This window comes from Mycobacteriales bacterium, from assembly GCA_035504215.1.
Classification (GTDB): Bacteria; Actinomycetota; Actinomycetes; order JAFAQI01; family JAFAQI01; genus DATAUK01.
On record DATJSI010000119.1, the window covers coordinates 1 to 24,260 of the forward strand.

The following is a 24,260-nucleotide window of genomic DNA, read 5'->3' on the forward strand; positions in this document are numbered from 1 at the left end:
CGGCACCGGGTACTCCTCGCTCGGACATCTGATCCACATGCCGCTGGACATCGTGAAGATCGACAAGGAGTACGTCGCCGGGATCGGTGCCGACGAGGAGGCCGATACGGTCGTCGCCGCGGTGACGAACCTCGCTCACACCTTCGGCCTCGGCGTCATCGCGGAAGGCGTCGAGAACGAGCAGCAGCGCGACGCGGTGATCGCGCTCGACTGTGACGACGCGCAGGGGTACTTCTACGCTCGGCCGATGTCGGCGACCGCGATGAGCGGCTTTCTCGGCGACCGGACGGCGACGGGTGCGGCGCCGACGATCGGTTCCGCCACCGCTTGACCCGGGTGGCTCACCCGCCGTCGATCCCGGTCGGCCCGGCATCTTCGCTGTCGTCGGCCTACAGTTGACCAAGGACTCGATGTGCCGCCCGCCGGAAGGGATGTCGCGATGGACGAGCAGCCCGACGACGTCCGATCCGTGCTGCGCGCCCTTTGGGCCGCGGACGGGAGCGCGGACGCGGACGTCGATGCGGAGTTCGCCGCACAGAAGCCGTGCCGGAACATGAAGGACTTCAGCTTCGACGGCATGGCCGAGCCGGGCAGCGACCTGCGCGCGGTGTGGCGCGACCGGTTGGAACGCGAGGGCAAGCTGTCGACCTCCGGGCAGAGCGTTCGCGACCTGGTGCTCGGCACCGACCCGTCCTCCGATCGCTGACGTCGGCAGGAGCGCGGGATGGATCGGCCGCGGAGCGTCGCCGCCCTGACCGATGCGTTGCGCGCCGGCGGCTATCTCGCCGACCGAGGGCTTGGTACGGCGCTGTTCGTCGCCCTTTCGCTCGACCGGCCGATCCTGCTCGAGGGCGAGGTCGGGGTGGGCAAGACCGAGGTCGCGAAGGTGCTGGCGGCCGTCTTCGAACGCCGGCTGATCCGGCTGCAGTGCTACGAGGGGATCGACACCAACCAGGCGCTCTACGAGTGGGACTACGCCCGGCAGATGCTGGCGATCCGCGCGCTGTCCGAGCGGCAGGTCGAGGACGAGTCGGCGGTCGACAAGCTGTTCGGCCCGAAGTTCCTCCTGGAACGCCCGCTGCTCGAAGCGGTCCGGGCGGGGGACCGCGCCGTACTCCTGATCGACGAGGTCGACCGCGCAGATGACGAGTTCGAAGCCTTCCTGCTCGAGGTGCTCTCGGACTTCCAGGTCAGCATCCCGGAGATCGGCACCGTGACCTCGCAGACCAAGCCGCTGGTGGTTCTTACCTCGAACCGCACTCGGGAGCTGCACGACGCGTTGAAGCGGCGTTGCCTCTATCACTGGATCGGCTACCCGAGCGCGGAGCGCGAGGTCGAGATCGTGCTGGTGCGCGAGCCGGGCGCGTCCCGTGACCTGACCCGCAAGGTGGTTGCCGCCGTGCACCGGATGCGCGAATTGGATCTCGCCAAGCCGCCGGGCGTCGCGGAGACGATCGACTGGGTGCGGACACTCGAAGTGCTCGGCGCAACCGAGCTCGACCCGGCCGTGGCCGGTGACACCCTTGGCGCGGTGCTGAAGGAACGCGACGACCTCGAGCTGGTCGGCGGGCGGATCGAACAGATCGCCTCCGGGGCCTGACCGTGCCGGGGGGGACGACCGACGCCCCGGTCGTTGCGATGCTGGTCGACTTCGGGCACGAGCTTCGGGCGACCGGCCTCCCGGTCGGCTCGGGCGACGTTCTCGCCTACTGCGCTGCGATGGTGGCGCTCGATCCCTCTGATCTCGTCGATCTCTACTGGGCGGGGCGTACGACGCTGGTCAACCGTCGGGACGACATCGCGAAGTACGACGCGGCCTTCCGGCGGTTCTTTCTCGGCGATGAGTCTGCTGTGCCCGATCCGCTTCGCCTGGTGATGCAGGCGACCGCACATCAGCTCGCCGTGCTCGAGGTGCCGGAGACCGAACCGGGTGTGGAGCGCCAACAGGAGCAGGAGGCGCGCCTCGGGTTGGTCGGCTCCGACGCAGAAGTGTTGAAAAACAAAGCGTTCTCCGCTTGTACGCCGGAAGAGCTGACTGCGCTCCGGCGGATCATGATGCGGATCCGGCTGCAGCCGCCGCGCCGCCACACCAGGCGCAGCATGCCGAGCCGACAGGGCCGAGCGCCGGACCTCCGTCGTACCGCGCGCGAGACCATGCGGATGCACGGCGAGCCGGCGCGGCTGTTCTGGCGGCAGCGCAAGCGCCGGCTTCGACAGCTGATCCTGATTCTCGACGTGTCCGGCTCGATGGCGGAGTACTCCCGTGCTCTGCTGCAGTTCGCCTACTCAGCCCGAGCGGCGACGACCCGGGTCGAGGTGTTCTGCTTCGGGACCCGGTTGACGCGAATCACCAAGGAGCTCGAGCGGCGCCGGCCGGACGACGCGTTGGACCGAGCTGCGCGAGCGGTGTTCGACTGGGAGGGCGGGACGCGGATCGGTGCGTCACTCGAGGCGTTCGTGCGCGACTGGGGCCGGCGCGGGATCGGACGAGGCGGCATCGTCGTGATCTGCTCCGACGGACTCGACCGTGGCGATCCCGCGGTGTTGGCGGCGGCGATGGAGCGGCTGTCGCGATTGTGCTATCGCATCGTCTGGATGAACCCGCACAAGGGCGACGACCCCGGGTTCCGGCCGAGCTCGCTCGGGATGCTGGTGGCTGCGCCGTACATCGACCTGCTCGCGTCCGGCCACGACCTCGACAGCCTCGAGACGCTCGCGGAATTGCTGCCGACGCTGCGCTGAGCAAGGATTGCGCGGTGCGGTGGAACGTCGCAGTCGAGGCGGAGGGTGACCGCGCCGTCACTCGCGAAGAGGTCGTCGAGCTCGCCGATGCGGTTGCCGCGGACGGCGGCGTCGCGAGTGGGATCGGCACCAACCGGTACGGCGCACAGATCGTGGTCGAGGCGGACGACCTCGACGGCGCCATCGAAGCGGCGAAGGCGCGGTTCGCGGCCGCTGTTTCCACGGCCGGGCTGCCGGCGTGGCCGGTTGTACGGGTCGACGCCGGCAGCGAAGCCGACGAGGAGCTGGACGTCGGGTGATCCGGCTCGGCTCGTTGGCGGGTTATCCGTTCGAGGGACCGCGGGTCCTTGCCGGCTGGACTGCGCCGGCGCTCGCCGCGGTTTTCGCCGTTCTCTACAAGCCGTCGCCGGACACAGAGCCGGAGCGCTATGCCGTTGCCTACGTCGGGCACTCGGAGGATCTGTCCGGGGAGGGGTTTCCGTTCAACCATCCGCGGTCTGCGTGCTGGGTCGAGCGGGCCGGCGACCGGTGGAAGGTCTACATCGCGACCTACGAGGTGCCGGGCGGCACGCCGTCGCATCGCGAGCAGATCGCGCAGGAGCTCGGCGCGATCTATCAGCCAAGCTGCAACGAGCGACAGTTCGACCGGACCTGGAAGGACGAGTGGATCGGTAGCTACGAGCGGGCGCCGAACACCGGACCGCTCACCACTGGCCGCGATCCCGACGCGCACGGGTGACGGCGTACCCGTCGCCTGTCGAGCGCGGGGTCAGCGGTCAGGTGGCTTCTGCACACTTCTGCACACAACCAGGTGGCCGCACTCGTTGTGTCAGCCGATCCCACGCTCATCGGGGGCGCACCGTGGCCCGGTTGTGTGCTGAAACGGGGATCGGCCTCGGGCACCGGGATCGGCGTCGAGCGGGACCTCCGTCGCGCCCGTGGCCTGAATCGACCAGTGGCCGGCGTCGTCGTCCAGCAGGCGACCGAAGACCGACGGGCGGTCGAAACGCGGGAGACACAACCAGTCGATCGACCCAGCCTTGCTGACGAGCGCGGCGCTGTGCCGATCCGACAGAAGCGCGTAGTCCGCGATCGGCGTGGTGCTCACCTGCGGCCCGCCTCGTCGGTCGGACATCGCCGGCTGACGACAAGGGGCGAGGAACCTGGCGTGCGCGGGATCCTTGACCGAAGGGCGGCGGCCGTCTCGCAGTGCCCGCCGGTGCCGGTCACGGTGTGACCCCGCCTGCCCGAGCTCGGCCCTTGCTGGCGAAGTACCGGCCGATCACTACCGACCCGGCGATGCCTACGGCGGTTGCGACGAGCGGCAGGATCTGGTCGAAGTTGTACCCGGTCGAGTAGCTGCTTCGACGAATGATCAACGCGGTTCCGGCCGCCTGTAGCACGAACACGACCGCCCACAGGTAGCTGATCACGTACATGCTGCGCCGAAACTCGCCGTACTCGGTCCACATAGCGTCGAACACGGCCATCCCGTCGTGGGTCCCATCGCTGCCGAAACGCTGGGCGAAGTAGAACACGATCGGGCGGCGAGCCACCGTGCAGGAGGCCAGGAAGATCAGCCCGATCAGTGCAGTGACCCCGCAGTCCTTGTACAGCAGCGCCTTGGGCGTCGTCGCACCGATCAGCGCAATCAGCGCCGAGATCGCGGCGAACGCGAAGATCGCGGCCGAGGCTCCGCTGAACTTGCCGGCCCTGACCCAGATGATCACGCCACCCACGACCGGCCCGATGCTCCCCACCAGATAGCTGGCGACCTCGCTCGCGCCCTCGTGCCGGGCCAGGTGGAACAGCGCGATGCTGCCGCCGATCTCCACCGCCGTGACCGCGACGTTGAAGCCCAGGCCCTTCTTCGCCGGATGCTCTCGCAGTCCTTCGGCGATCTGCTCATGAATCGAAGCGGCTGGGTCCACAACCGCACGCTACGACGCCCGAGGCGTCGCCAACCGCTTGCCATGGGGACCGGGAGCTCGCCCTATCCGGCGGTAGTGGTCGCGCTGTCCCGTTCGACGTCGTATCCGACCGCGTCGTGCAGGCGGGAGCGGCGGCGGCCCATGGCCGGCTTTGCCGGTGGTCGCTCGGCGTGGGCCGCTTCGGGGGAGAACGTCGCGCCCGCGACGATGCCCTCCGCCATGCCGTACAGCAGCGGGAGCGCGCCGGCCACGACGCCGCCGGTCCGGTTGATGTGCTCGACGCCGGGAGCGATCGGCTCGGCGTTTGCCGCGATCTCGCGGACGATCTCCGCGCACTCCTCGAGGTTGGTCGCGATCCGGTTGAGCTGGCCGCCGACCACGAAGAGATAGAAGGCGAGCCCTGCGATCAGCAGGACGATGTCGATGACAGAGAGCGCGACCATGTCGTCAGGTCCTCACCTTCGACAGCACCCGGCCCAGGAACAAGTGGTGTTCGAGGCCTTCGGCGAGGACGGCATCGACACCGCCGGCCACGGTGGCGATCAGCGCGGTGTCGGCGGTGTTGGTCGCAGCCTGCTTCAACGTGTCGCGGACCTGCACGACCCGCTGGTCGATCGTCCGGCACAGCATGACGAGGATCGTGAGGAGCGCCGCCACCGCGAGCACGATCACGAAGCCGCCGATGATTGCGCCCCACCACAGATGCTTCTGGGTCGAGGTCAGCGCGAGGTAGGTCACGTGATGAGACATCTAGCCTCCCAGCCGATGCCGGCCGCGTTCGAGCCCGGCGATGATCACCGTCGCGTGCTCGATGGTGGTGTTGAGGTCCGCCAGCGCCGCGGTGTTGTGGACCGACTGGGTGAGCGAGTCATTGATCATCTTCGCCTCCTCGCCGATCGAGCGCGCCATCAGCAGGATGGGTACGACGAGCGCGACGACCACCAGCACCACGATGATCGTGAGCGTGTAGCCGATTGCCCAGCCGGTGGTCGAGGTGTCGGCCGCTGCCAGCACGTGTAGGGCATCCATCGGGTCAGCCCACCCTTCCGGTCGGAACCTCGCGGACGCAGTTGGCAACCACGAAGCTGACCAGTGACTTGGTCGGGGCCGGGATCCGGTGCTTGCCGACCACGTGGCCGGCCACCTTCGCCATCAGCGCGTCCTTCGTCGGCGCGGTGAACCGCGCATTGCAGACCGGGCTGCCGCAGGTGAACTCGAACATCGTCGGCTCCTCCGCTCAGATCGATTCGCAGAAGTCGCGGACCGGCTTCAGGCTCGCGTTGACCGACGGCAGCACTTCGGGCACGGTTCGCGTCTGCTCGGCGACCGTCGCGACGCCGACGATCACCGTGCCGAGCGTGAATCGAATGACCTTCAGGTGCAGCACCACACGGATCAGGCCGAGAGCGGCCGCCGCGACGATGAGCGCGGCGAGGATCACGGTGACCCAGGCGACAGCCGGCATGGCGTTCTCCTCTCTCAGGGCAGCAGCTTGGCGACCGAGCCGGCGTAGCGCACCGCGCCCACCGAAACCTCCTCGATCGTTCGGTCGGTGACAGCGAGCATCTCCGGTACGTCGTCGAGGTGCCCGGTGAGTGCGACACCGCCGGCGAGGATGTCATCGGTCGCGCCGCGGATGCGTTCGAGCGCGGCGAGCACGCGGTTGAGCAACGCGACGAGGATCGGGATCACCGCGACCAGCAACACCACGTTGCCGATCCACCACAGGACCGTCATGTGCGTCCTCCTCAGCTCGTGCGTGGCTGGTAGGGCAGGAAGAACCGGCGGAAAACCCGCCCGAGTGCCATCCGCATCGCGCGCCAACCGATCGCGAAGCCGCTCGCTGCGGCGGCGTTCCGCACGGCCATCGGGTCCTCACCGCGCTCGACCGCTGCGATCCGGTTCTGCAGGTTGGTGGCGAAGTCGCGCATCAGCACCGCAGTGACGTCGGCGATCATGCCGCGGCCGTACTGTGCCGCGGCGCCGGAGAGCTGAACGTCTTGCACCACGTCGACCTTGGTGCCACGAGCGATCGGCGCGAGCGTCGCGGTGACCAGCATGCTGGCCTGACCGCGGCCGCGCTCGTCGGCGCCGGCCGCGTCGATCACCATTCGCTTCGCGTCGTCGTCCCGCTCGGTGATCGACGCCGTACCGTCGAAGGACAACCGCACCGGGCCCATGCGCACGGCAACCTTGCCGCGGTACTTGTCGTCGCCGAGGTCGTCGGTCAGCTCCGCGCCGGGCAGGCATGCGGCGACGTTCGGTACGTCGTCGAAGAAGGCCCACACCTTGTCAATCGACTGCGCGACCTCGAAGTCGCTCTTGATCAGCATCGCGCCTCCACCGTCACGTCGCCGCCTCAGTCGTCCGTTCTCACCGGCGGTGCGCCGGAGACGTCATGCTGCATCGTGAGCGCCTCGTAGACGCGGTCCGGGAGCAGCGGCATGTCGATGTTGCGGACCCCGGTGCCCGAGAGCGCATCGATGACCGCGTTGACGAACGCCGCCGGGCCGCCGACGGTCGCGCACTCGCCGACCCCCTTGGCGCCGATCGGGTGGTGCGGGCACGGCGTGACCACCTCGTGCAGCTCGAAGCCCGGCGTCTCCCAGGCGGTCGGCAGCAGGTAGTCCATGTAGTTCGAACCGACGCAGTTGCCGTCCGCATCGAAGGTGATGAACTGCATGCTGGCCATCGCGTAGGCCTCGGTCAGCCCGCCCATGATCTGGCCCTCGACGATCATCGGGTTGATCCGAACACCGCAGTCGTCGACAGCAACGACGTTGAGGACGTCCCAGACGCCGGTCTGCGGGTCGACCTCGACCGTGGCGATGTAACAGCCGAACGGCCAGGTGAGGTTCGGCGGGTCGTAGTACGCGACGTTCTCCAGCCCCGGCTCCATGCCGTCGGGCATGTTCGCGTACGCCGCGATCGCGCACTCCTGGATGGTCACGCCGCGGTCGGGCGAACTGCGGATGTAGAACCGGCCGAGCTCCCACTCGATGTCCTCTTCGGACACCTCGAGCAGGTGCGCGGCGATCTTGCGCGCCTTCGCCCGGACCTTGCGTGCCACCATCGCGACGGCCGCGCCCGCGACCGGCGTGCTGCGCGACGCATAGGTGCCCATGCCGAACGGCGCGGTGTCGGTGTCACCTTCCTCGACGGTGATGTCCTCGGCCGGAAGACCGAGCTCGTGCGCGACGATCTGCGCCCACGTCGTCTCGTGTCCCTGGCCCTGGGTCTTCGCGCCCGTACGCAGGATCGCCTTGCCCGTCATGTGCACCCGCAGCTCGGCGGAGTCGAACATCTTGATCCCGAGGATGTCGAACTCGCGGCTGTTGCCGGCGCCGAGTGGCTCGGTCATGCAGGAGATGCCGAGCCCGAGCAGCCGGCCGCGCTTGGCCGCCTCCGCCTTCTGCTCAAGGAACTTGTCGTACCCGATCGCCTCCAGCCCGACCTCGAGGCACTTGGCGTACTGCCCCGAGTCGGTGAGGAATCCGAACGGTGTGCGGTGGGGAAAGTCGTCGTCGCGGACGAAGTTCATCCGCCGGAACTCGGCCTGGTCCATCCCGAGGTCGTCGGCTGCGGCCTGGATCATCCGTTCCTGGAAGAACATCGCCTCGGTGACGCGGAACGAGCACCGGTAGGCGACCCCGCCCGGCGCCTTGTTGGTGTAGGTGCCCTGCGCGGTGAGATGCGCGTACGGGATGTCGTAGCAAGCGAACGCCGAGTGCATCAGTCCGATCTTGAACTTCGACGGCTGCGCGTCCGAGAAGAACGCACCGTGGTCGGAGTCGGTGTGCATACGTACGGCGAGGATCTTGCCGTCCTTGCGCAGCGCCAGCTCGCCGGTGAGGTAGATATCGCGACCGAAGCCGGTCGAGATCAGGTTGCCGGACTTGTCCTCGATCCACTTCACCGGCGCCTCGAGCAGGATCGAGGCCAGGATCGACATGACGTAACCCGGGTATACGGGCACCTTGTTGCCGAACCCCCCGCCGAGGTCCGGCGAGATGATCCGGATCATGTGCTCGGGCAGCTCGGCCACCAGCGCGACGGCGGCCCGGATGATGTGCGGCGCCTGCGTCGTCATGTAGACGGTGAGCTTCTCGGTCGCGCGGTTGAAGTCGGCGATCGAGCCGCATGGCTCCATCGGTGAGGGGTGCGACCGCGGGTAGTGCAGCTGGATCCTCGACACGAGGTCGGCCTGCTCGAAGGCCCGGTCCGTGCCGGCCTTGTCGCCGACCTCCCAGTCGAAGACGACGTTGGAGGTCTGGCCCTCCTTGTCGTCGCGGATGATCGGCGCATCGGCCGCTTTCGCCTGAGTGGGGTTGACGATCACCGGCAGCGGTTCGTAGTCGACGACGATCGCCTCGCAGGCGTCCTTCGCGATGTATGGGTCGTCTGCGACGACGCAGGCGACCTCCTGACCCTGGAAGCGGACCTTGTCGGTGGCGAGCACGGCCTGGGTGTCGTAGGACAGCGTCGGCATCCAGGCCAGGTTGCGGGTCGCCATCATGTCGCCGGTGAGCACCAGCCGTACGCCGGGGATCTCCCAGGCCTTCGAGGTGTCGATCGAGGTGATTCGCGCGTGGGCGAGCGGGCTGCGCAGGATCTCCATGTGCAGCATGCCGGGCAGCACGATGTCGTCGATGTAGTTGCCCTTGCCGCGGATGAAGCGGTTGTCCTCGACCCGTTTGCGGCTCGCGCCCATCCCGCCGATCTTGATCTCGTCGAGTGCTTGAGCGGTCACGGCGTCAGCTCCCGTCTTCCGGGTCGCCGGCTTGTGCGCGCAGCTTCGCTGCCGCCCAGAGCACAGACTTGACGATGTTCTGGTAGCCCGTGCAGCGGCAGAGGTTGCCGGACAATGCCCAGCGCACCTCGTTCTCGGTGGGGTCGGGGTTCTCGTCCAGCAGCGCCTTCGACGCCAGCATCATGCCCGGCGTGCAGAACCCGCACTGCAGGCCGTGCTCCTCCTTGAAGCCCTCTTGAAGTGGATGCAGCTCGCTCGCGGTCGCCAGCCCCTCCACGGTCAGCACGTCGCAACCGTCGGCCTGCACGGCGAGCATCGTGCAGCTCTTCACCGGCTTGCCGTCGACGAGGACCGTGCACACGCCGCAGTTCGTCGTATCGCAGCCGAGGTGGGTGCCGGTGAGCCGGAAGCCCTGCCGGAGCAGGTGCGCGAGCAGCAACCGGGGCTCGACATCGGCGGCGCGCCTTTCGCCGTTCACCGTCATGGTCACGCGGCGCACCGGGATGCCCGCATCCGGCTCCGGCGTGATCTCTTCGTAGAGGCTGGTCATGGTCAAGCGGCCCTCTCCGCGGACTCGGTGAGCTTGGTGAGGATGCGGGTCACGAACGTGTGCACGATGTGCCGTTTGTACTCGGCGCTGCCGCGGTGGTCCGAACGCGGTTTCGCCGCCTGTGCGGCGAGGTCGGCCGCGGTGCCGATCGTGTCGGCCCCGAGCCCGTGACCGACCAGGGCCCCGGCCGCATCGGTCGCCGAGATGGTCGACCCGCCGACCCCGGTCAGACCGATGCCGGCCCGCACCACGCGATCACCGCTGATCTCGACCGCCACGGCGACCCCCGCCGTGGCGAAGTCGCCGACCCGCCGCTCGAGCTTGAGATAGCCACCGAGCCGGGTGCCTTGCGGGGCCGGGATGACCGCCTCGATCGCGACCTCGTCGTAGGCCAGCGTGGTCTGGAACGGCCCGTCGACGAAGTCCGCGATCGGGATGGCGCGACGACCGGCCGGGCCGAGTGCGACGACGTGGCCACCGAGCGCGGTGACGACCGACGCCCAGTCGCCCTGCGGATCGGCGTGGCAGAGCGATCCGACCAGCGTGCCGCGGTTGCGGACGATCGGGTCGGCGATGAGCGGGGCGGCGGCCGCCATCGTCGGCGCGACGCCGGGCAGGTCGGCCGAGCGCTCGAGGTCGACGTGCCGGCAGAGCGCGCCGATGTGCAGCGACCCGTCCGCGTCGGCCCGGTGGTAGCCGAGCCCGGGTATCCGGTTGATGTCGACGAGCAGCTCGGGAGCGGCGAAGCGCAGCTTGAGCAGGGGGACGAGGCTCTGGCCGCCGGCCAGCACCTTGGCCTCGCCGTCCCCGGCGTGCAGCAGGTCGATCGCCTCGGACAGCGAGCGGGGCGCCTCGTACCGGAACCGGGATGGGTACATACCAGCCTCCTCGAGTGGCGCCGCGGCTCAGTCCTGGCTGCGGGCGGCCGGGTCCGGTACGGCGACCGGCAGCGGCTCGGCGACCGGGTCCGGGCGAGGTTCCTGGTGCGGCGGCCACGGGCCCTGAACCGGCTGGCCGGCGATCTTCAGATAGTCGATCAGCTCGGGCCAGGCCCACACGGTGGGGCTCTTTCCGGTCTTCGGCGCGTTCTCGATCAGCTCGTACAAGCGGGGATTCGCCCGGCTGTGACCGTCTGACTCCATCCGCATGTCGCGCGCCCTTCCCGGACCCGGTAGTTGCAGGTGCATGGACTATTGCATAGGGACCGCCTGCTCAGACACCCCCCGATTCGGCCCATCCGGGCCGCCCGCAGCCAGGCAGAACTAAACGTTGCGTCAGATGTCAGGATTTGCTCCCTGCTGGCCGAGATAACAGATATGGGCTCACCCGGGGAGGTCCGCCGGCCGACGCTGCCCGCCGACGCGGACCGGCCGATGTCGACGGCTGAGCACGCCGCCTTCGTTCGTCTCCTGACCCGGGTCGGCTGCCACGTCTACACCGGCGAGGTGCTCGCCGACGGCAGCTACCAGGAGATCTTCACCGGTCCCGGGATCGAGCTGTTCCTCGGCGGCTTGCCCGAAGGCGTCGACCTGACCACCGCCTGGAACGACGCGGTGCACCCGGACGACCGCGCGGCCTACCTCGCGGCCGCCACGACCGACACCGACGACGTCATCTCGGTCGAGTACCGGATGGTCGGGATGGACGGCGAGACCCGCTGGGTCCAGGACCAGATGTGGCTGCGCGAGTCACCGCCGGACGGCCGGCGCATCATCGACGGCGTTGTCACCGACATCACCAGCCGCAAGCAGGCCGAGCTCGGCCTTCGCCGGCTCGCCCACAGCGACTCGCTGACCGGCCTTGCGAACCGGCTGCACCTCGCCAACCGGATTGACGACGCGGTCGAGCAGCTGCACGTGGGCTCGACCGACTCCGCCGGTATCGCGCTGCTCCTGCTGGACCTCGACGGCTTCAAGGCCGTGAACGACAGCTTCGGTCATGCGCTCGGCGACGAGCTGCTCACGATGGTCGCCCGGCGGCTGCGCGGATCCCTGCGCCCCAATGATGTCGGCGCCCGGCTCGGCGGCGACGAGTTCGCCATCTTGCTGGAGGGCGTGGATCACGAGCAGGCGCTCATCGCCGCGCAGCGGGTACTCTCAGCAATCAGTACGCCGTTCGTGCTGTCCCGGAGCACGGTCGCGATCAGCGCGAGCATCGGGCTGGTCCACGCGACGGACGCCCGCGACAGCCAGGACCTGATGCGGGACGCCGATGTCGCGATGTACCGCGCGAAGGCCGAGGGCAAGAACCGCGTGGTCAGCTTCGAGCGATCGATGCAGGACCGGGTCATGACCCGGCTCCGGCTCGAGACCGAGCTGCGCCGCAGCGTCGACCACGGCGACTTCCTGCTGCACTACCAGCCGCTGATCGATCTCGACTCCTTGACGGTGGTGGGGGTCGAAGCGCTGATCCGCTGGGACCACCCCAACCGCGGGCTGCTGGCTCCGGCCGAGTTCATCGACGTTGCAGAGGACACCGGGCTGATCGTGCCGATCGGGCGCTGGGTGATCCAGCAGGCGACCCGCGACGCCGCGACCTGGCAGGCATCGAGCGGGCGCCCGCTGTCGATCGCGGTGAACCTCTCGCCGCGCCAGCTGCACGATCCCGAGCTGGTGCAGAGCACAGCGGCGGCGCTGGAGGCATCCGGCGTGCCCCCCGAGACCCTGGTGATAGAGATCACCGAGAACCTGCTGCTCAAGGACACCGAGCTCGCGCGATCGCGGCTCGCCGCGTTGCGCCAGCTCGGCGTCAAGGTTGCGGTCGACGACTTCGGCACCGGTTACAGCTCGCTCGCCTACCTCGACCAGTACCCGGTCGACATCCTCAAGATCGATCGCAGCTTCGTGGACCCGCTCGGCGGCAATGCCCGCTCAGCGGCGTTGGTGCGCTCGATCATCGACATGGCGTCGGCGCTCGAGATCGATGCGATCGCCGAAGGGGTCGAGGACGAGGTGCAGCTCGAGGCCCTCCAGTCCCTCGGCTGCCGGCTGGCGCAGGGGTTCTTCTTCGCCCGCCCGCGTCCGGCCGGCGACATCGGCGGTCTGCTCGACGGCACCGGCGTGGCGGACGAGCTCCCGGTGCAACGCGACGGCGAGGTCACGCAACCCGCCGGCTGACCGCGATCAGAGCCGGATGGCCTCGAACGAAACGGCGAACCGGCAGCGCAGCCGGGTGCCGGTCGACCGGGCGAAGGACTCGAGGAACTCCTCGGGGTTCGACATCGGGCCCCCGCCGAGACCCTTGAGGTAGGCGTCGTGGGCGCGCAGCGACGCGACGCCGGTCGCGAAGTGGTCGGTGACGTCGACACCGTGGGTGGCATCGGGGCTGCCGCTGATCAGCAGCCAGTCGGCATGCCAGGGCTCGAGCCCTTCGTCGGCCAGCTCCGTGAAGACCCAGCGGTTGGCCGCATCCCGCACCCCGTCGATGACGGCACGGCCCACTGCGATGTGGTCGGCCTGGTTCAACATGCCCGGTCCCCACGACTCGTGGTGGTTGCCGGAGATCACGACGTTGGGGCGGTGCCGGCGTACCGCCCGGGCGACGTCTCGCCGCAGCTCGAGGCTGTACTGCACGACGCCGTCCGGGTAACCCAGGAACTCGACCGTGTCGACGCCGACGAGCGCCGCTCCCGCACGCTCTTCTTCCTCGCGCAGCGGTCCGGCTTGCGCGGGCGGCATCGAGTCGATGCCGGCCTCGCCGCTCGTCGCGAGGCAGTACACCACTCGCTTGCCCTGGTCGGTCCAGCGCGCGACCGCCGCCGCTGTGCCGTACTCGAGGTCGTCCGGGTGCGCGACGATCGCGAGCGCGCTCGACCACGACTCGTCGAACGCTTCGAGGAAGCTGATCTCTTCGGTCATGATCCGGACCCTAGCGCCGGAAAAGAAACCAGTGGCGAGGTGTCGATCCGGCGGCCAGGCGTTCGTAGCCGGAGTAGAGGATCGGAACCGGCCGGTCCGCATCGAAGGGAGTAGCCCATGAAGCAGTACCTGATGACGGTGCACCTGGTCGACGGCCAACCGCCGCACGACCCCGCCGCGACCCAGCAGGTCTACGCGGACGTGGACGCCTTCAACCAGCGGCTGCAGGACGAGGGACGGTGGGTGTTCGCCGGCGGTCTCTACCCGCCGGACGTCGCGACCGTCGTGCGGACCGCCGGCGGCGAGGTCACCACGACCGACGGCCCGTTCGCCGAGGGTAAGGAGCACGTCGGCGGATTCTGGGTGATCACGGCCGAGGATCTCGACACCGCGCTCGCGCTGGCGACCGACGCGAGCCGCGCCTGCCACGGGCCGGTCGAGGTCCGTCCGTTCCAGGACATGCCCGAGGCGGAGTGAGCCAGGGCGCCGTCGGTCCGGACCAGATCGGGACCGTTTTCCGGGCGGAGTACGGGCGCTGCGTCGCCACCCTGATCCGCTTCCTCGGCGACATCGATCTCGCCGAGGAAGCGGTCCAGGACGCATTCGCCGTCGCGCTCGCCCGCTGGCCGCAGACCGGCTTGCCCCCGAACCCCGGTGCCTGGATCACGACGACCGCCCGCAACCGGGCGATCGACCACCTGCGCCGCGAGGCCTCGCGCGGCGCCCGGCAGGAGCAGGCGGTCCGGCTGCACGAGGCGGACCAGAGCGCGAGGGAGGTGGGACCGGTGGACGACGACCGGCTCCGGCTGATCTTCACCTGCTGCCACCCCTCGCTTGCCGAGACCGCGCAGGTCGCGCTCACGCTCAGGTTGCTCGGCGGGCTCACGACCGAGGAGATCGCGCGCGCCTACCTGGTGCCGGAGCCGACGATGGCCCAGCGGCTGGTCCGGGCGAAACGCAAGATCGCGACCGCGGGCATCCCGTACCGCGTGCCGAGCGAGTCGGAGCTACCGGACCGGCTGCGGTCCGTGCTGGCCGTCGTCTACCTGATCTTCAACGAGGGGTACGCCGCCAGCCGCGGGCCGGTGCTCACTCGCGACGACCTGAGCGCGGAGGCGATCCGGCTCGGCCGGCTGCTGGTCGAGCTGATGCCGGACGAGCCGGAAGCCCTGGGCTTGCTCGCGCTGATGCTGCTCATCGCGGCGCGGCGCCCTGCACGCACCGACGACGCGGGTGCCCTGGTCCGGCTGCCGGACCAGGACCGATCGCAGTGGGATCGCGAGCTGATCGACGAAGGGCACGTGCTCGTCCGCCGGTGTCTCGCCCGGGGGCGGCCCGGACCGTTCCAGATTCAGGCGGCGATCAACGCGGTGCACACCGACGCGGCATGCGCGCAAGACACGGACTGGGCCCAGATCCTGGCGCTGTACGACCAGCTGTTCCTGGTCCAGCCGACTCCTGTCGTCGCGCTCAATCGCGCGGTCGCGGTGGGCGAGGTGAGCGGGCCGGCGGCTGCGTTGGCTGTCGTGGACGAGCTCGACCTCGGTGGCTACTACCTCTTTCACGCGATCCGGGCCGACGTGCTGCGCCGGCTCGATCGGCCGCATGAGGCGGCCGCAGCGTACCGAGCGGCGCTCGAGCTCACCGCGAACCCCGCTGAGCAGGACTTTCTCAGCCGGCAGTTGGGGGATGTCATCGGCTGACCGACCGAACTACGGCAGACTGTAGTAGTGCATCACCTGACTTATCTGCAGGCGATCGTCATCGGGGCGATTCAGGGCGTGACCGAGCTGTTCCCGGTGTCCAGCCTCGGCCATGCCGTGCTCGTGCCCCATTGGATCGGCGGCAGCTGGGCGCAGACCGTGGGCGACGAGTCGACGGGGGAGTCGCCGTACCTCGCCTTCATCGTCGTGCTGCACGTCGCGACCGCGCTGGCGCTGCTGGTGTATTTCTGGCGCGAGTGGGTGGACATCGTCCGAGCGCTGTTCCGGTCGATTGCACGGCGCCGGATCGAGACCGTGCACGAGCGACTCGCCTGGCTGCTGGTCATTGCCACGATCCCGGCCGGTATCACGGGGCTGTTGCTGGAGCACGAGCTTCGGGTCGTCTTCGCCAAGCCGCTGGCGGCGGCCATCTTCCTGACGATCAACGGCTTCGTGCTGTTCGGCGGTGAGTGGCTGCGCCGGCGAAGCCTGGCCCGCGGCGGGCTCGAGGCCGGGAGCGACCACACCAGCGAAGCGGTCGATGCCGCGGTCGTGACGAGGCTGCGGCCGGTCGACGCCGGATGGATCGGCCTGGCCCAGGTGCTCGCACTTCTCGCCGGGATCAGCCGCTCGGGCATCACGATGGTGGCCGGGCTGGCGCGGGACCTCGACCACGAGCAGGCGATGCGGTTCGCCTTCCTGCTCGCGACGCCGATCATCCTCGCGGCCGGCGTGCTGAAGATCCCCGACTTCACCGGGCACCTCGGCAACGGGATCCGGGTGCAGGCACTCGGCGGCGCCGTCGCGGCCTTCATCGGCGCGTTCCTGTCGACCCGCTTCCTTGCCCGCTACTTCCGCAGCAACAACCTCACGCCGTTCGCGGTCTACTGCCTGCTCTTCGGCGTCGCCAGCATCATCCGGTTCGGCTGATCGAGTCGCACCGGATTCAGAGGAAACTCAGAGCCGCGGAAGGGATCCGCGGTCGTCGGGCTGCGACATCCTGGATCGGTGAGCACGACCGGGGTGGGTGCACGTGATGCGGCGCAGCGGCTCCGGCACGCCGACGGCAGCCCGGTCCGGGTCCTGGTCGTCGACGACGAACCCAGCCTCGCCGAGCTGCTGACGCGGGTCCTGCGGTACGAGGGCTGGGAGGTCGAGTCCGCGGGCAACGGTGTCGAGGCGTTGACGATCGCGCGGCGGCTGCGCCCCGACGCGGTGGTGCTCGACATGATGCTGCCGGACACCGACGGTCTTTCAGTCCTCGAGTCGCTGCGCCGGGACAACCAGAAGGTGTGCGTGCTGTTCCTCACCGCGCGCGACTCGGTCGAGGACCGAGTCGCGGGCATCACCGCAGGTGGTGACGACTACGTCACGAAGCCGTTCAGCCTCGAGGAGGTGTTGGCCCGCTTGCGTGGGGTGCTGCGCCGAGCAGGGATGACCCATGGCCCGAACCCGACCTTGTTGACGGTCGGCGACCTGAGCGTCGACGAGGATGCGCACGAGGTGTTTCGCGGCGGCGACCGGATCGAGCTGACCGCCACCGAGTTCGAGCTGCTGCGCTACCTCATGCGGAACCCGCGCCGCGTGCTCAGCAAGGCGCAGATCCTGGATCGGGTCTGGGACTATGACTTCGGCGGCCAGGCGCATGTCGTCGAGCTCTACATCTCCTACCTGCGCAAGAAGGTCGACGCCGGAAGGACGCCGATGATCCACACCGTGCGGGGCGCCGGATACGTTCTCCGCCCGGCTCAGTGACTCAGACCGGCGCGCCAGCGGCAGCCGGTGCACAACCGGCCGCACGATGGTGGGACCGGCGCACGCTGCGCTTCCGGGTGCTGGCCAGCCTGCTTGCTGTGCTGCTGATCGCCTTCGCAGTCATCGGGGTAGTGACCGTCTTCGCGCTGAGTCATTTCCTCACCGGCCGGCTGGACCAGCAGCTGAACGTCGCGGGCGCACGGTACGTCGCCGCTGCGCAGAGCAAGGGCACGAGTCCGCGAGACGGTGACGGTGACGGCGACTTCGACGACGGCTTCGGCGACGAACGCGGCCAGCAGGTCGGCACCCTCGGCGCGCGAATCCAGGACTCCCGCATCACCGGCTTCGGCATCGTCGGCCGGCGCGAGCCGCCGGCGCTGCCCGCCGCCGACCGGGCGCTGCTGCTCGGTGTCTCGACCCGGCACTTCCGCTCCTACGATCTCGGCCGGCTCGGCGACTACCGGTTGCGCGCCTACCCGGCCGCCGGCGGCGAGCGCCTCGTCGTCGGCCTGCCGCTGAAGCCGGTCCACGAGACGTTGGCCGAACTGCTCGCCGTCGAGCTCGTGGTGTTCGCCGTCGTACTCGTGGCGACCGCGGCTTCCAGCGGATGGCTGGTCGGGTTCTCACTCCGGCCGCTGGCGCGGATCACGGCCACCGCGCGCGAGGTAGCAGCGACCCCTCTCACGGACAGCGAACCGATGCTGCGATCACGGGTGGCGACCCCCAATCCGGGCAGCGAGGTTGGACAGCTCGGGCTGGCCTTCAACCACATGCTCGACCACGTTGAGGCGAGCCTGATCACCCGCCGGGACTCGGAGGAGCGGCTGCGCCGGTTCATCGCTGACGCCAGCCATGAGCTGCGGACACCGGTCGCGTCGATTCGCGGGCACGCGGAGTCGGTGCGGCACGGCCCGGAGGAGCTACCCGCTTCGCTGCTGGCTGCGCTCGCCCGGATCGAGTCCGAGGCCGGGCGGATGGGCGTTCTGGTCGACGACCTGCTGTTGCTCGCGCGGCTGGACGCCGGTCGCGAGCTCGCCAAGGAGACGGTCGACCTCAGCCGCATCTCGATCGACGCGGTGAGCGACGCGCGCGTCGCCGGCCGCGACCACCGGTGGCTCCTCGACCTTCCACCGGAGCCGGTGCTGGTCACGGGCGACGACCATCGGCTGCGCGAGCTGGTCAACAACCTGCTCACCAATGCACGCGTGCACACTCCCGCCGGCACCGTCGTCCGGCTCGAGGTGACGGCCGATGACGCGGCTCGAATGATCGAGCTCCGGGTCAGCGACAACGGACCGGGCATCCCCGGTGCTGCGCAAGCGCGGGTCTTCGAGCGCTTTTACCGCGCCGACTCGGTGCGCGCGCCCGAGACCGGCAGCAGCGGGCTCGGTCTGGCGATCGTCGAGGCGGTCGCGAGGGCGCACGGGGGCTCGGTCGGCCTGGCCAGCGGTGCCGATGGCACGACGGTCAGTGTGCGGCTGCCGCTCTAGGGTTTGCGCCATGACGGAGGTCGGCACCCGACAGGGCGACGTCGCGGCCGTGGTGCTTGCGGCCGGTGCGGGGCTTCGGATGGGTACGCCGAAGGCCTTGGTATCGCTCGGCGGCGAGCTCTTGGTCGAGCGGGCGATCAGGCTGGCCGCCTCCGCCGGATGTGATCCGGTGCTGGTCGTGCTCGGCGCGGAGTCCGAGCGCGTGCTGGCGACCGCGAGTCTTGACGGGGCCGAGCCGGTCATCGCCGCGGACTGGGAACAGGGGATGAGTGCGTCCTTCACGGCCGGGCTCTCGGCCGCACAGGAGACGCGGGCCGGCGCCGCCGTGTTGCTGTTGGTCGATCAGCCGCTGGTGTCGGCCGCTGCTCTGAACCGATTGCAAACGGCGTGGCGTGCGGGTGCGCAGGTGGCGGTCGCGACGTACGCCGGGCGGGCGCGTAACCCGGTGCTGTTCGACCGCTCGGTGTGGGCCTCGGTCGTCGAGTCCGTCACCGGCGACATCGGAGCCAGGCCGTGGCTACAGGCGCACCCGGAGATCGTCGTACCGGTCGAGTGCGCGGATGTCGCGAGCGCTGCGGACGTGGACACGCCCGAGGATCTAGCCGGCCTCGAGTAGCGAGCGGGGCTCGACGTCGGCAGCGCGGGTCAGTGCGGCGAGCGTCTCCGCATCGTCCGGCGTGTAGGTGAGCAGGCGGACGCCGAGCCGCTGCGAGAGCCAGAGATTGGTCGAGGAGAACTGCAGCGCTCCGAGCTGCGGATGCCGAAGGCGCTTGGTGACGTTTTCCGGCGCGGCCACGTCGTGCCGGCGCCACATCTCGGCGAACTCAGGTGAGGCATCCTGCAGCCTGCGGACCAGGCACTTCCAGACCGGTTCTCCCACGTGCTCGGCCATCGCTGCGCGGTACTGCGCGACCAGCCGGCGGGCCACGCACTCCCAGTCCGGCACCGGGTCGCGGAACTCGCGGTTGGTGAACAGCAGCCACATGCTGTTGCGGTCCTGGAACGGCAGCGAGTCGAGGTCGCCCATCAGGACCGTGTAGGCCCGGTTGTAGGCGAGCAGGTCGTAGCGACCGTTCGTCACGCAGGTCGGGTAGGGGTCGAGCTTCGCGAGCAACGTCCGCACCGGCTCCGAAAGCGGCATGCTGTCCGGCCCGGTCACGGTGAGGGGCGAGCCGGCGAGGGTGAACAGGTGGCTGCGCTCGTGGGGGTCGAGCAGCAGCGTGCGGGCGATCGCATCCAGCACCTGCTCGGACACGTGGATGTCGCGGGCCTGCTCGAGCCAGGTGTACCAAGTCACACCCACACCGGCGTGCTGGGCCACCTCCTCGCGGCGCAGCCCCGGCGTCCGCCGCCGGCCGTGGCTCGGCAGCTCGAGCTGGTCCGGGCTCAGCCGCTCGCGGCGGCTGCGGAGGAATGCGGCCAGCTCCCGGCGGCGCAGTGCCTCGAGCTCGGCGGCAGGCTGGGTGTCGGACCCCGTCGTTACGGTGGGGAACGGGTCGATCAGGTCAGCGCTTGACTCGATGGTCGTGCTCATGGGTACCAGGATGCCCCCATTCCCACCCCGGTGCCAGTTGCTGGGAATACCAGGATAACCACGGTCTGGTACCAGGCTCCGCGCCCGCCGAGAGTGGTACCCATGACTACCGCTTCTACCCTCTCCGAACGGCTGCCGCGCAGCGTGCCGCCCCGCCCGGAGACGTTCGAACCTCCGGTCCCGGAGCTGTCCGTGGCCGGTCTCATCACCGTTCTGGTCGGCGTGCTCTTGCCGATCACCGACTTCTTCATCGTGAACGTCGCGCTCCCCACGATGCGTACCGACCTTCATGCGTCGAGCGGCGTGCTCGAGCTCGTCGTGTCCGGCTATGCGACGGCGTACGCCGTGCTCCTCGTGCTCGGCGGGCGGCTCGGCGACACCCACGGCCGGCGCCGGCTGTTCCTCACCGGCATCGCCGCGTTCACCGCAACCTCCCTGTTGTGCGGCCTCGCGCCGAGCGCGCCGGCGCTGGTCGTCGCGCGGGTGCTGCAGGGCGCGGCGGCGGCGATGATGGTCCCGCAGACCCTGTCGACGATCCAGGCGACCGGCGACGTGCACTCGCGATCGCGTGCGCTCGGCTGGTTCGGCGCGACCGGCGGCCTGGCGGCAGTGACCGGGCAGGTGCTCGGTGGCGCGCTGGTGTCGGCCAACATCGCCGGCACCGGCTGGCGCGCGATCTTCTTCGTCAACGTACCCATCGGCCTGGTCGGGCTGGTGCTCGCCGCACGGCGGGTTCCCGAAACCCGGTCGTCGCGCCGGCATCACATCGACGTTGTCGGAACCCTGCTGCTCGGCGCGACGCTGATCGCGGTGCTCGTGCCGCTGACCGAGGGCCGCGCGCTGCACTGGCCGCTGTGGTCAGTGGCGATGCTTGCGCTCGCCCCTGTCGGCGCCGCCGCGTTCGCGCGAACCGAGCTGCGGTTGGAGCGTCGCGGCGGCTCGCCGCTGGTGCCGCCGTCCGTGGTGCGCCAGCCGAGCATGTTGCGCGGGCTCGCCCTCGCCGTGATGTTCTTCGGAACGTTCGGGGCGTTCATGTTCGTCTACACCCTCATCACCCAGGGCGTGTTGGGCTTCACCCCGATCCGTGCCGGGCTCACGATGGCCCCGCTCGCGGTCGCGTTCCTCGCAACATCGCTGGCCACGACCCGGCTGGTGGCTCGCTACGGGCGCGCTGTGATCGGAGCCGGCGCAGCGATCCAACTGGTCGGCCTGCTGGTCGTGATCGCCGCACTCGAGACCGCGTGGCCGGCCGTGACCGCTACCGATCTCGCACCCGGGCTGCTGATCATGGGTGCCGGTCAGGGCTTGATCATGAGCCCGCTGATCCGCGTCGTGCTTTCCGACGTGCCGATCGAGTCCGCCGGCGCGGGCAGCGGCGTGCTGACGACGACGCAGCAGACCGCGCTCGCCCTCGGCGTCGCAACGATCGGGAGCGCATTCCTGAGCCTGTCGCCGGTCGGGCGGATGGGACCGCTGCACGCGGTCGTCGCCGTACTGGCGCTGCAGACGCTGGTCGCGGGGATCCTCGCGGTCGGGAGCCGTGCCCTGCCTGCGACGCAACGCGCGTAGTCGCGCGTAGTCGCGCGGTCAGAAGGGCAGCGGCTGGCCGGACGGGGTGCGGAGGTCGGTCTCGACCTCGCGGGTCTTGGTGGGGCGCTTGACCTGCACCTGCTTCATCGAGGTTCACCTCCGTCGTCCGGTCCGGCAATGGGGTGAGTCTCGGCGCGTTCCGGTACGCCGACGCAGAGCGCAAGGTCATCGGTCGGCGGCGCCGAAGGCCCGGGTGGCCCGGGACCAAGGTCCCGGGCCACGGCATGCTGTGCGACGACGGCATCGCCCATCGGCGTGATGGTCGTCATGGCCGAACGCCGGGCGATCGACCTGTGCGCGGTGGTGAAGGAACCGGAGGAGCTCGCGATGTCAGGGGAGACCGAGCCCGCGCGCGCCGCCGCACTCGACGGGGTGCTGGTCGCCGACTTCTCCCGCGCGCTCGCGGGTCCGATCGCCGGCATGTTCCTGGCCGACCTCGGTGCCACCGTGGTCAAGGTGGAGCGAACCGGGGTCGGCGATGAGACCCGGCAGTGGGGACCGCCGTACGTCGGGTCGCTCGCGGCGTACTACTGCAGCGTCAACCGCAACAAGCGCAGCGTCGAGCTGGATCTCGCGAATCAGGCAGACCGGGCGCTGGCGCAGACCCTCGCCCGGCGGGCCGACGTACTGATCGAGAACTTCTTGCCCGGAAAGCTGGCCGGCTTCGGCCTCGACGACGATGCGCTGCGAGCGCACAACCCTCGGTTGGTCTACTGCTCGATCACCGGGTTCGGCGGTGGAAGCAACCTGCCTGGCTACGACTTCGTCATCCAGGCCGCGAGCGGTTTGATGAGCGTCACCGGGCCGGCCGGCGGTGAGCCGACCAAGGTGGGCGCTCCGGTGGCCGACGTGTTGACCGGTCTGCACGCGACGATCGGAATCCTGGCTGCGCTGCACGAACGCGAGCGCAGCGGGCTCGGGCAGCGGGTCGAGGTCAACCTGCTGTCGAGCATGCTCAGCTCGCAGGTCAACCTGGCGACCGGTTTCGTCAACGGCGCGCCGGAGCCGGGCCGGATGGGCAACCGGCATCCGAGCATCACGCCCTACGAGACCTTTGCGACCGGTGACGGGCCGATTGCGATCGCGGCCGCCAACGACCGGCAGTTCCGCGACCTGGTCACCGAGCTCGGGCGACCGGAGCTCGGCGACGACCCGCGGTTCGCGACGAATCCCGAGCGGGTTGCGCACCGCGACGAGCTCGGGTCGATCCTCGAGTCGGCACTGCGGGCCGACACCGCGGCCGGCTGGGCCGCCCGGTTGCAGGCTCGCAACGTGCCGTGCGGCCCGGTCAACCGGATGGGCGGCGCGGTCGAGCTCGCGCAGGCGCTCGGGCTCGACCCGGTCGTGCGGTTCGACACCTCGGAGGGCGAGGTCGCAACCCTCGCCAGCCCGCTGCGACTCGACGCCAGCCCGGTCGGCTATCGGCGCCCGCCGCCACCGCTCGGTGCAGACTCCGCGGAGATCCGTGCCTGGCTAGCCGACGACGCGGGTGCCGGACTTCGCGGTTAGCGTCGCGAACGCATCGCTCAGCTCTGTGGTCACCGGACCGGGCGGCGCAGTGCCGATCGCCCGCCCGTCGACCGAGCGTACGGCGGCCAGCTCGCCCATCGTGCCGGTCACGAATGCCTCTGACGCGCTGTAGAGCTGCGGCAGGGAGAAGTCGCCGACCGCAACCTCCAGCTCTGCTTCACCGGCCAGTACCAGGACGGTCGCCCGGGTGATCCCTTCGGGGCAGGCGACCGTGGTCGACGTACAGAGCACTCCGTCGGCGACGAAGAACAGGTGGGTCGCGTTCGTCTCGGCGATGAAGCCGCGACTGTCCAGCATGATCGCGTCGTCGGCGCCCGCGGCGTTCGCTTCGATCTTCGCGAGGATCGAGCCGAGCAGGTTGTTGTGATGGATCTTCGGGTCGAGGACGTCCGGTGACGAACGCCGGATCGACGCGGTGACCAAGGAGATCCCGGAGCGGTCGTAGACCGGTGGCTTGTGCTCGGCAAGGACGATCAGGGTCGGTCCGCTCCGGTTGAGCCGCGGGTCCATGCCGCTGGTGATCTTCAGGCCGCGGGTCAGCGTGAGCCGGATGTGCACGCCGTCGGTCATCGCGTTGGCTTCCAGGGTGCGGCGGATCTGCTCGACGATCTCTTCGTCGCTCGGCAGCTCCACGAAGGCGAGTGCCGTCGCCGAGCGCCGCAGCCGCGCGAGGTGCTCATCGAGGGCGAAGATCCGCCCGTCGTAGAGGCGCAGCCCTTCCCACACTGCGTCGCCGCCCTGCACGATGGAGTCGAACGGGCTGACACCGGCCTGGTCGCGATGCGTGAGCCGGCCGTTGACGTTGACGATCAGGTCGCGGTTTCGCTC

Annotated in this window: 30 protein-coding genes and 1 pseudogene; 15 read left to right on the forward strand and 16 right to left on the reverse strand. The window is 69.6% G+C overall.

The genetic code is table 11. The features are described 5' to 3' along the window. The 6 genes from VME70_14115 to VME70_14140 form a co-directional block, all read left to right on the forward strand. The coding region (locus tag VME70_14115; GenBank protein ID HTW21335.1) for an EAL domain-containing protein at positions 1 to 331 on the forward strand (331 nt) is incomplete at its 5' end. 108 nt (positions 332 to 439) lie between these two features. Continuing rightward, positions 440 to 706: a hypothetical protein gene (locus tag VME70_14120; GenBank protein ID HTW21336.1), complete on the forward strand. Its 267-nt coding sequence runs from the start codon at positions 440 to 442 to the stop codon at positions 704 to 706. An 18-nt stretch (positions 707 to 724) separates the two neighbouring features. Continuing rightward, complete coding sequence (locus tag VME70_14125) at positions 725 to 1,600, forward strand: MoxR family ATPase (protein ID HTW21337.1); 876 nt, start codon at positions 725 to 727, stop codon at positions 1,598 to 1,600. A 2-nt stretch (positions 1,601 to 1,602) separates the two neighbouring features. Continuing rightward, on the forward strand, positions 1,603 to 2,742 hold the full coding sequence (locus VME70_14130) for a VWA domain-containing protein (GenBank protein ID HTW21338.1): 1,140 nt from the start codon (positions 1,603 to 1,605) through the stop codon (positions 2,740 to 2,742). A gap of 14 nt (positions 2,743 to 2,756) precedes the next feature. Continuing rightward, complete coding sequence (locus VME70_14135) at positions 2,757 to 3,041, forward strand: hypothetical protein (protein HTW21339.1); 285 nt, start codon at positions 2,757 to 2,759, stop codon at positions 3,039 to 3,041. Continuing rightward, entirely contained in the window at positions 3,038 to 3,481 is a 444-nt protein-coding gene (locus VME70_14140; GenBank protein ID HTW21340.1) for a hypothetical protein, read from the forward strand. Before VME70_14135 ends, VME70_14140 begins: the two co-directional genes overlap by 4 nt. Before the next feature lie 207 nt (positions 3,482 to 3,688). Here the strand turns inward: VME70_14140 and VME70_14145 are convergent. From VME70_14145 to VME70_14205, 13 genes and pseudogenes are all read right to left on the reverse strand, one after another. Continuing rightward, positions 3,689 to 3,877: pseudogene (locus tag VME70_14145) on the reverse strand (trehalase-like domain-containing protein). Between the two features lie 91 nt (positions 3,878 to 3,968). Then, entirely contained in the window at positions 3,969 to 4,673 is a 705-nt protein-coding gene (locus VME70_14150) for a VC0807 family protein (GenBank protein HTW21341.1), read from the reverse strand. A gap of 62 nt (positions 4,674 to 4,735) precedes the next feature. Next, positions 4,736 to 5,116: a hypothetical protein gene (locus VME70_14155; GenBank protein ID HTW21342.1), complete on the reverse strand. Its 381-nt coding sequence runs from the start codon at positions 5,114 to 5,116 to the stop codon at positions 4,736 to 4,738. A 4-nt stretch (positions 5,117 to 5,120) separates the two neighbouring features. Next, the gene (locus tag VME70_14160) at positions 5,121 to 5,423 is read right to left on the reverse strand and encodes a hypothetical protein (GenBank protein ID HTW21343.1); all 303 of its coding nucleotides are present in this window, start codon (positions 5,421 to 5,423) and stop codon (positions 5,121 to 5,123) included. Next, positions 5,424 to 5,702 (reverse strand): hypothetical protein, encoded by a 279-nt coding sequence (locus VME70_14165; GenBank protein ID HTW21344.1) that lies wholly within the window; start codon positions 5,700 to 5,702, stop codon positions 5,424 to 5,426. 4 nt (positions 5,703 to 5,706) lie between these two features. Then, positions 5,707 to 5,895: a DUF1059 domain-containing protein gene (locus tag VME70_14170; GenBank protein HTW21345.1), complete on the reverse strand. Its 189-nt coding sequence runs from the start codon at positions 5,893 to 5,895 to the stop codon at positions 5,707 to 5,709. A 15-nt stretch (positions 5,896 to 5,910) separates the two neighbouring features. After that, entirely contained in the window at positions 5,911 to 6,114 is a 204-nt protein-coding gene (locus VME70_14175; protein ID HTW21346.1) for a hypothetical protein, read from the reverse strand. Positions 6,115 to 6,152: 38 nt separating this feature from the next. Beyond that, positions 6,153 to 6,410, reverse strand: coding sequence for a hypothetical protein (locus VME70_14180; GenBank protein ID HTW21347.1), 258 nt, complete (start codon positions 6,408 to 6,410; stop codon positions 6,153 to 6,155). An 11-nt stretch (positions 6,411 to 6,421) separates the two neighbouring features. Then, positions 6,422 to 7,006: an SRPBCC family protein gene (locus tag VME70_14185; GenBank protein HTW21348.1), complete on the reverse strand. Its 585-nt coding sequence runs from the start codon at positions 7,004 to 7,006 to the stop codon at positions 6,422 to 6,424. A gap of 26 nt (positions 7,007 to 7,032) precedes the next feature. After that, positions 7,033 to 9,423, reverse strand: coding sequence for an aerobic carbon-monoxide dehydrogenase large subunit (locus tag VME70_14190; protein HTW21349.1), 2,391 nt, complete (start codon positions 9,421 to 9,423; stop codon positions 7,033 to 7,035). 4 nt (positions 9,424 to 9,427) lie between these two features. Then, complete coding sequence (locus VME70_14195; protein HTW21350.1) at positions 9,428 to 9,973, reverse strand: (2Fe-2S)-binding protein; 546 nt, start codon at positions 9,971 to 9,973, stop codon at positions 9,428 to 9,430. Positions 9,974 to 9,975: 2 nt separating this feature from the next. Continuing rightward, positions 9,976 to 10,851 carry a xanthine dehydrogenase family protein subunit M gene (locus VME70_14200; protein ID HTW21351.1) on the reverse strand — a complete coding sequence of 292 codons (876 nt, stop codon included), beginning with the start codon at positions 10,849 to 10,851 and terminating at the stop codon, positions 9,976 to 9,978. Positions 10,852 to 10,878: 27 nt separating this feature from the next. Continuing rightward, positions 10,879 to 11,121: a hypothetical protein gene (locus VME70_14205; protein HTW21352.1), complete on the reverse strand. Its 243-nt coding sequence runs from the start codon at positions 11,119 to 11,121 to the stop codon at positions 10,879 to 10,881. A gap of 225 nt (positions 11,122 to 11,346) precedes the next feature. On the opposite strand from VME70_14205, the gene VME70_14210 reads away from it, so the two are divergent. Beyond that, positions 11,347 to 13,089 carry an EAL domain-containing protein gene (locus VME70_14210; GenBank protein ID HTW21353.1) on the forward strand — a complete coding sequence of 581 codons (1,743 nt, stop codon included), beginning with the start codon at positions 11,347 to 11,349 and terminating at the stop codon, positions 13,087 to 13,089. A 6-nt stretch (positions 13,090 to 13,095) separates the two neighbouring features. On the opposite strand, the gene VME70_14215 is transcribed toward VME70_14210, so the two are convergent. Then, on the reverse strand, positions 13,096 to 13,830 hold the full coding sequence (locus VME70_14215) for a PIG-L deacetylase family protein (protein HTW21354.1): 735 nt from the start codon (positions 13,828 to 13,830) through the stop codon (positions 13,096 to 13,098). Positions 13,831 to 13,947: 117 nt separating this feature from the next. Between VME70_14215 and VME70_14220 the strand changes: the two genes are divergently transcribed. The 6 genes from VME70_14220 to VME70_14245 all read left to right on the forward strand — a co-directional run bounded on the left by VME70_14220 (position 13,948) and on the right by VME70_14245 (position 19,394). Continuing rightward, positions 13,948 to 14,307, forward strand: a complete 360-nt coding sequence (locus VME70_14220; GenBank protein HTW21355.1) for a YciI family protein — start codon at positions 13,948 to 13,950, stop codon at positions 14,305 to 14,307. Beyond that, positions 14,304 to 15,533, forward strand: a complete 1,230-nt coding sequence (locus VME70_14225) for an RNA polymerase sigma factor (protein ID HTW21356.1) — start codon at positions 14,304 to 14,306, stop codon at positions 15,531 to 15,533. Before VME70_14220 ends, VME70_14225 begins: the two co-directional genes overlap by 4 nt. 27 nt (positions 15,534 to 15,560) lie before the next feature. Beyond that, complete coding sequence (locus VME70_14230) at positions 15,561 to 16,463, forward strand: undecaprenyl-diphosphate phosphatase (protein ID HTW21357.1); 903 nt, start codon at positions 15,561 to 15,563, stop codon at positions 16,461 to 16,463. Positions 16,464 to 16,541: 78 nt separating this feature from the next. After that, the gene (locus VME70_14235) at positions 16,542 to 17,288 is read left to right on the forward strand and encodes a response regulator transcription factor (protein HTW21358.1); all 747 of its coding nucleotides are present in this window, start codon (positions 16,542 to 16,544) and stop codon (positions 17,286 to 17,288) included. Continuing rightward, complete coding sequence (locus VME70_14240) at positions 17,285 to 18,778, forward strand: HAMP domain-containing sensor histidine kinase (protein HTW21359.1); 1,494 nt, start codon at positions 17,285 to 17,287, stop codon at positions 18,776 to 18,778. Before VME70_14235 ends, VME70_14240 begins: the two co-directional genes overlap by 4 nt. 10 nt (positions 18,779 to 18,788) lie before the next feature. After that, positions 18,789 to 19,394 (forward strand): nucleotidyltransferase family protein, encoded by a 606-nt coding sequence (locus tag VME70_14245; protein HTW21360.1) that lies wholly within the window; start codon positions 18,789 to 18,791, stop codon positions 19,392 to 19,394. On the opposite strand, the gene VME70_14250 is transcribed toward VME70_14245, so the two are convergent. Continuing rightward, on the reverse strand, positions 19,377 to 20,312 hold the full coding sequence (locus VME70_14250) for a helix-turn-helix transcriptional regulator (GenBank protein ID HTW21361.1): 936 nt from the start codon (positions 20,310 to 20,312) through the stop codon (positions 19,377 to 19,379). The genes VME70_14245 and VME70_14250 overlap by 18 nt on opposite strands. A gap of 102 nt (positions 20,313 to 20,414) precedes the next feature. On the opposite strand from VME70_14250, the gene VME70_14255 reads away from it, so the two are divergent. Further along, a complete protein-coding gene (locus tag VME70_14255) occupies positions 20,415 to 21,881 on the forward strand; it encodes an MFS transporter (GenBank protein HTW21362.1) in 1,467 nt (488 codons plus the stop codon). 348 nt (positions 21,882 to 22,229) lie between these two features. Next, the gene (locus tag VME70_14260; protein ID HTW21363.1) at positions 22,230 to 23,411 is read left to right on the forward strand and encodes a CoA transferase; all 1,182 of its coding nucleotides are present in this window, start codon (positions 22,230 to 22,232) and stop codon (positions 23,409 to 23,411) included. Here VME70_14260 and VME70_14265 read toward each other — a convergent pair. Beyond that, positions 23,376 to 24,260 (reverse strand): aminotransferase class IV (locus tag VME70_14265; protein HTW21364.1); only part of this gene is annotated, 885 nt, incomplete at its 5' end. The genes VME70_14260 and VME70_14265 overlap by 36 nt on opposite strands.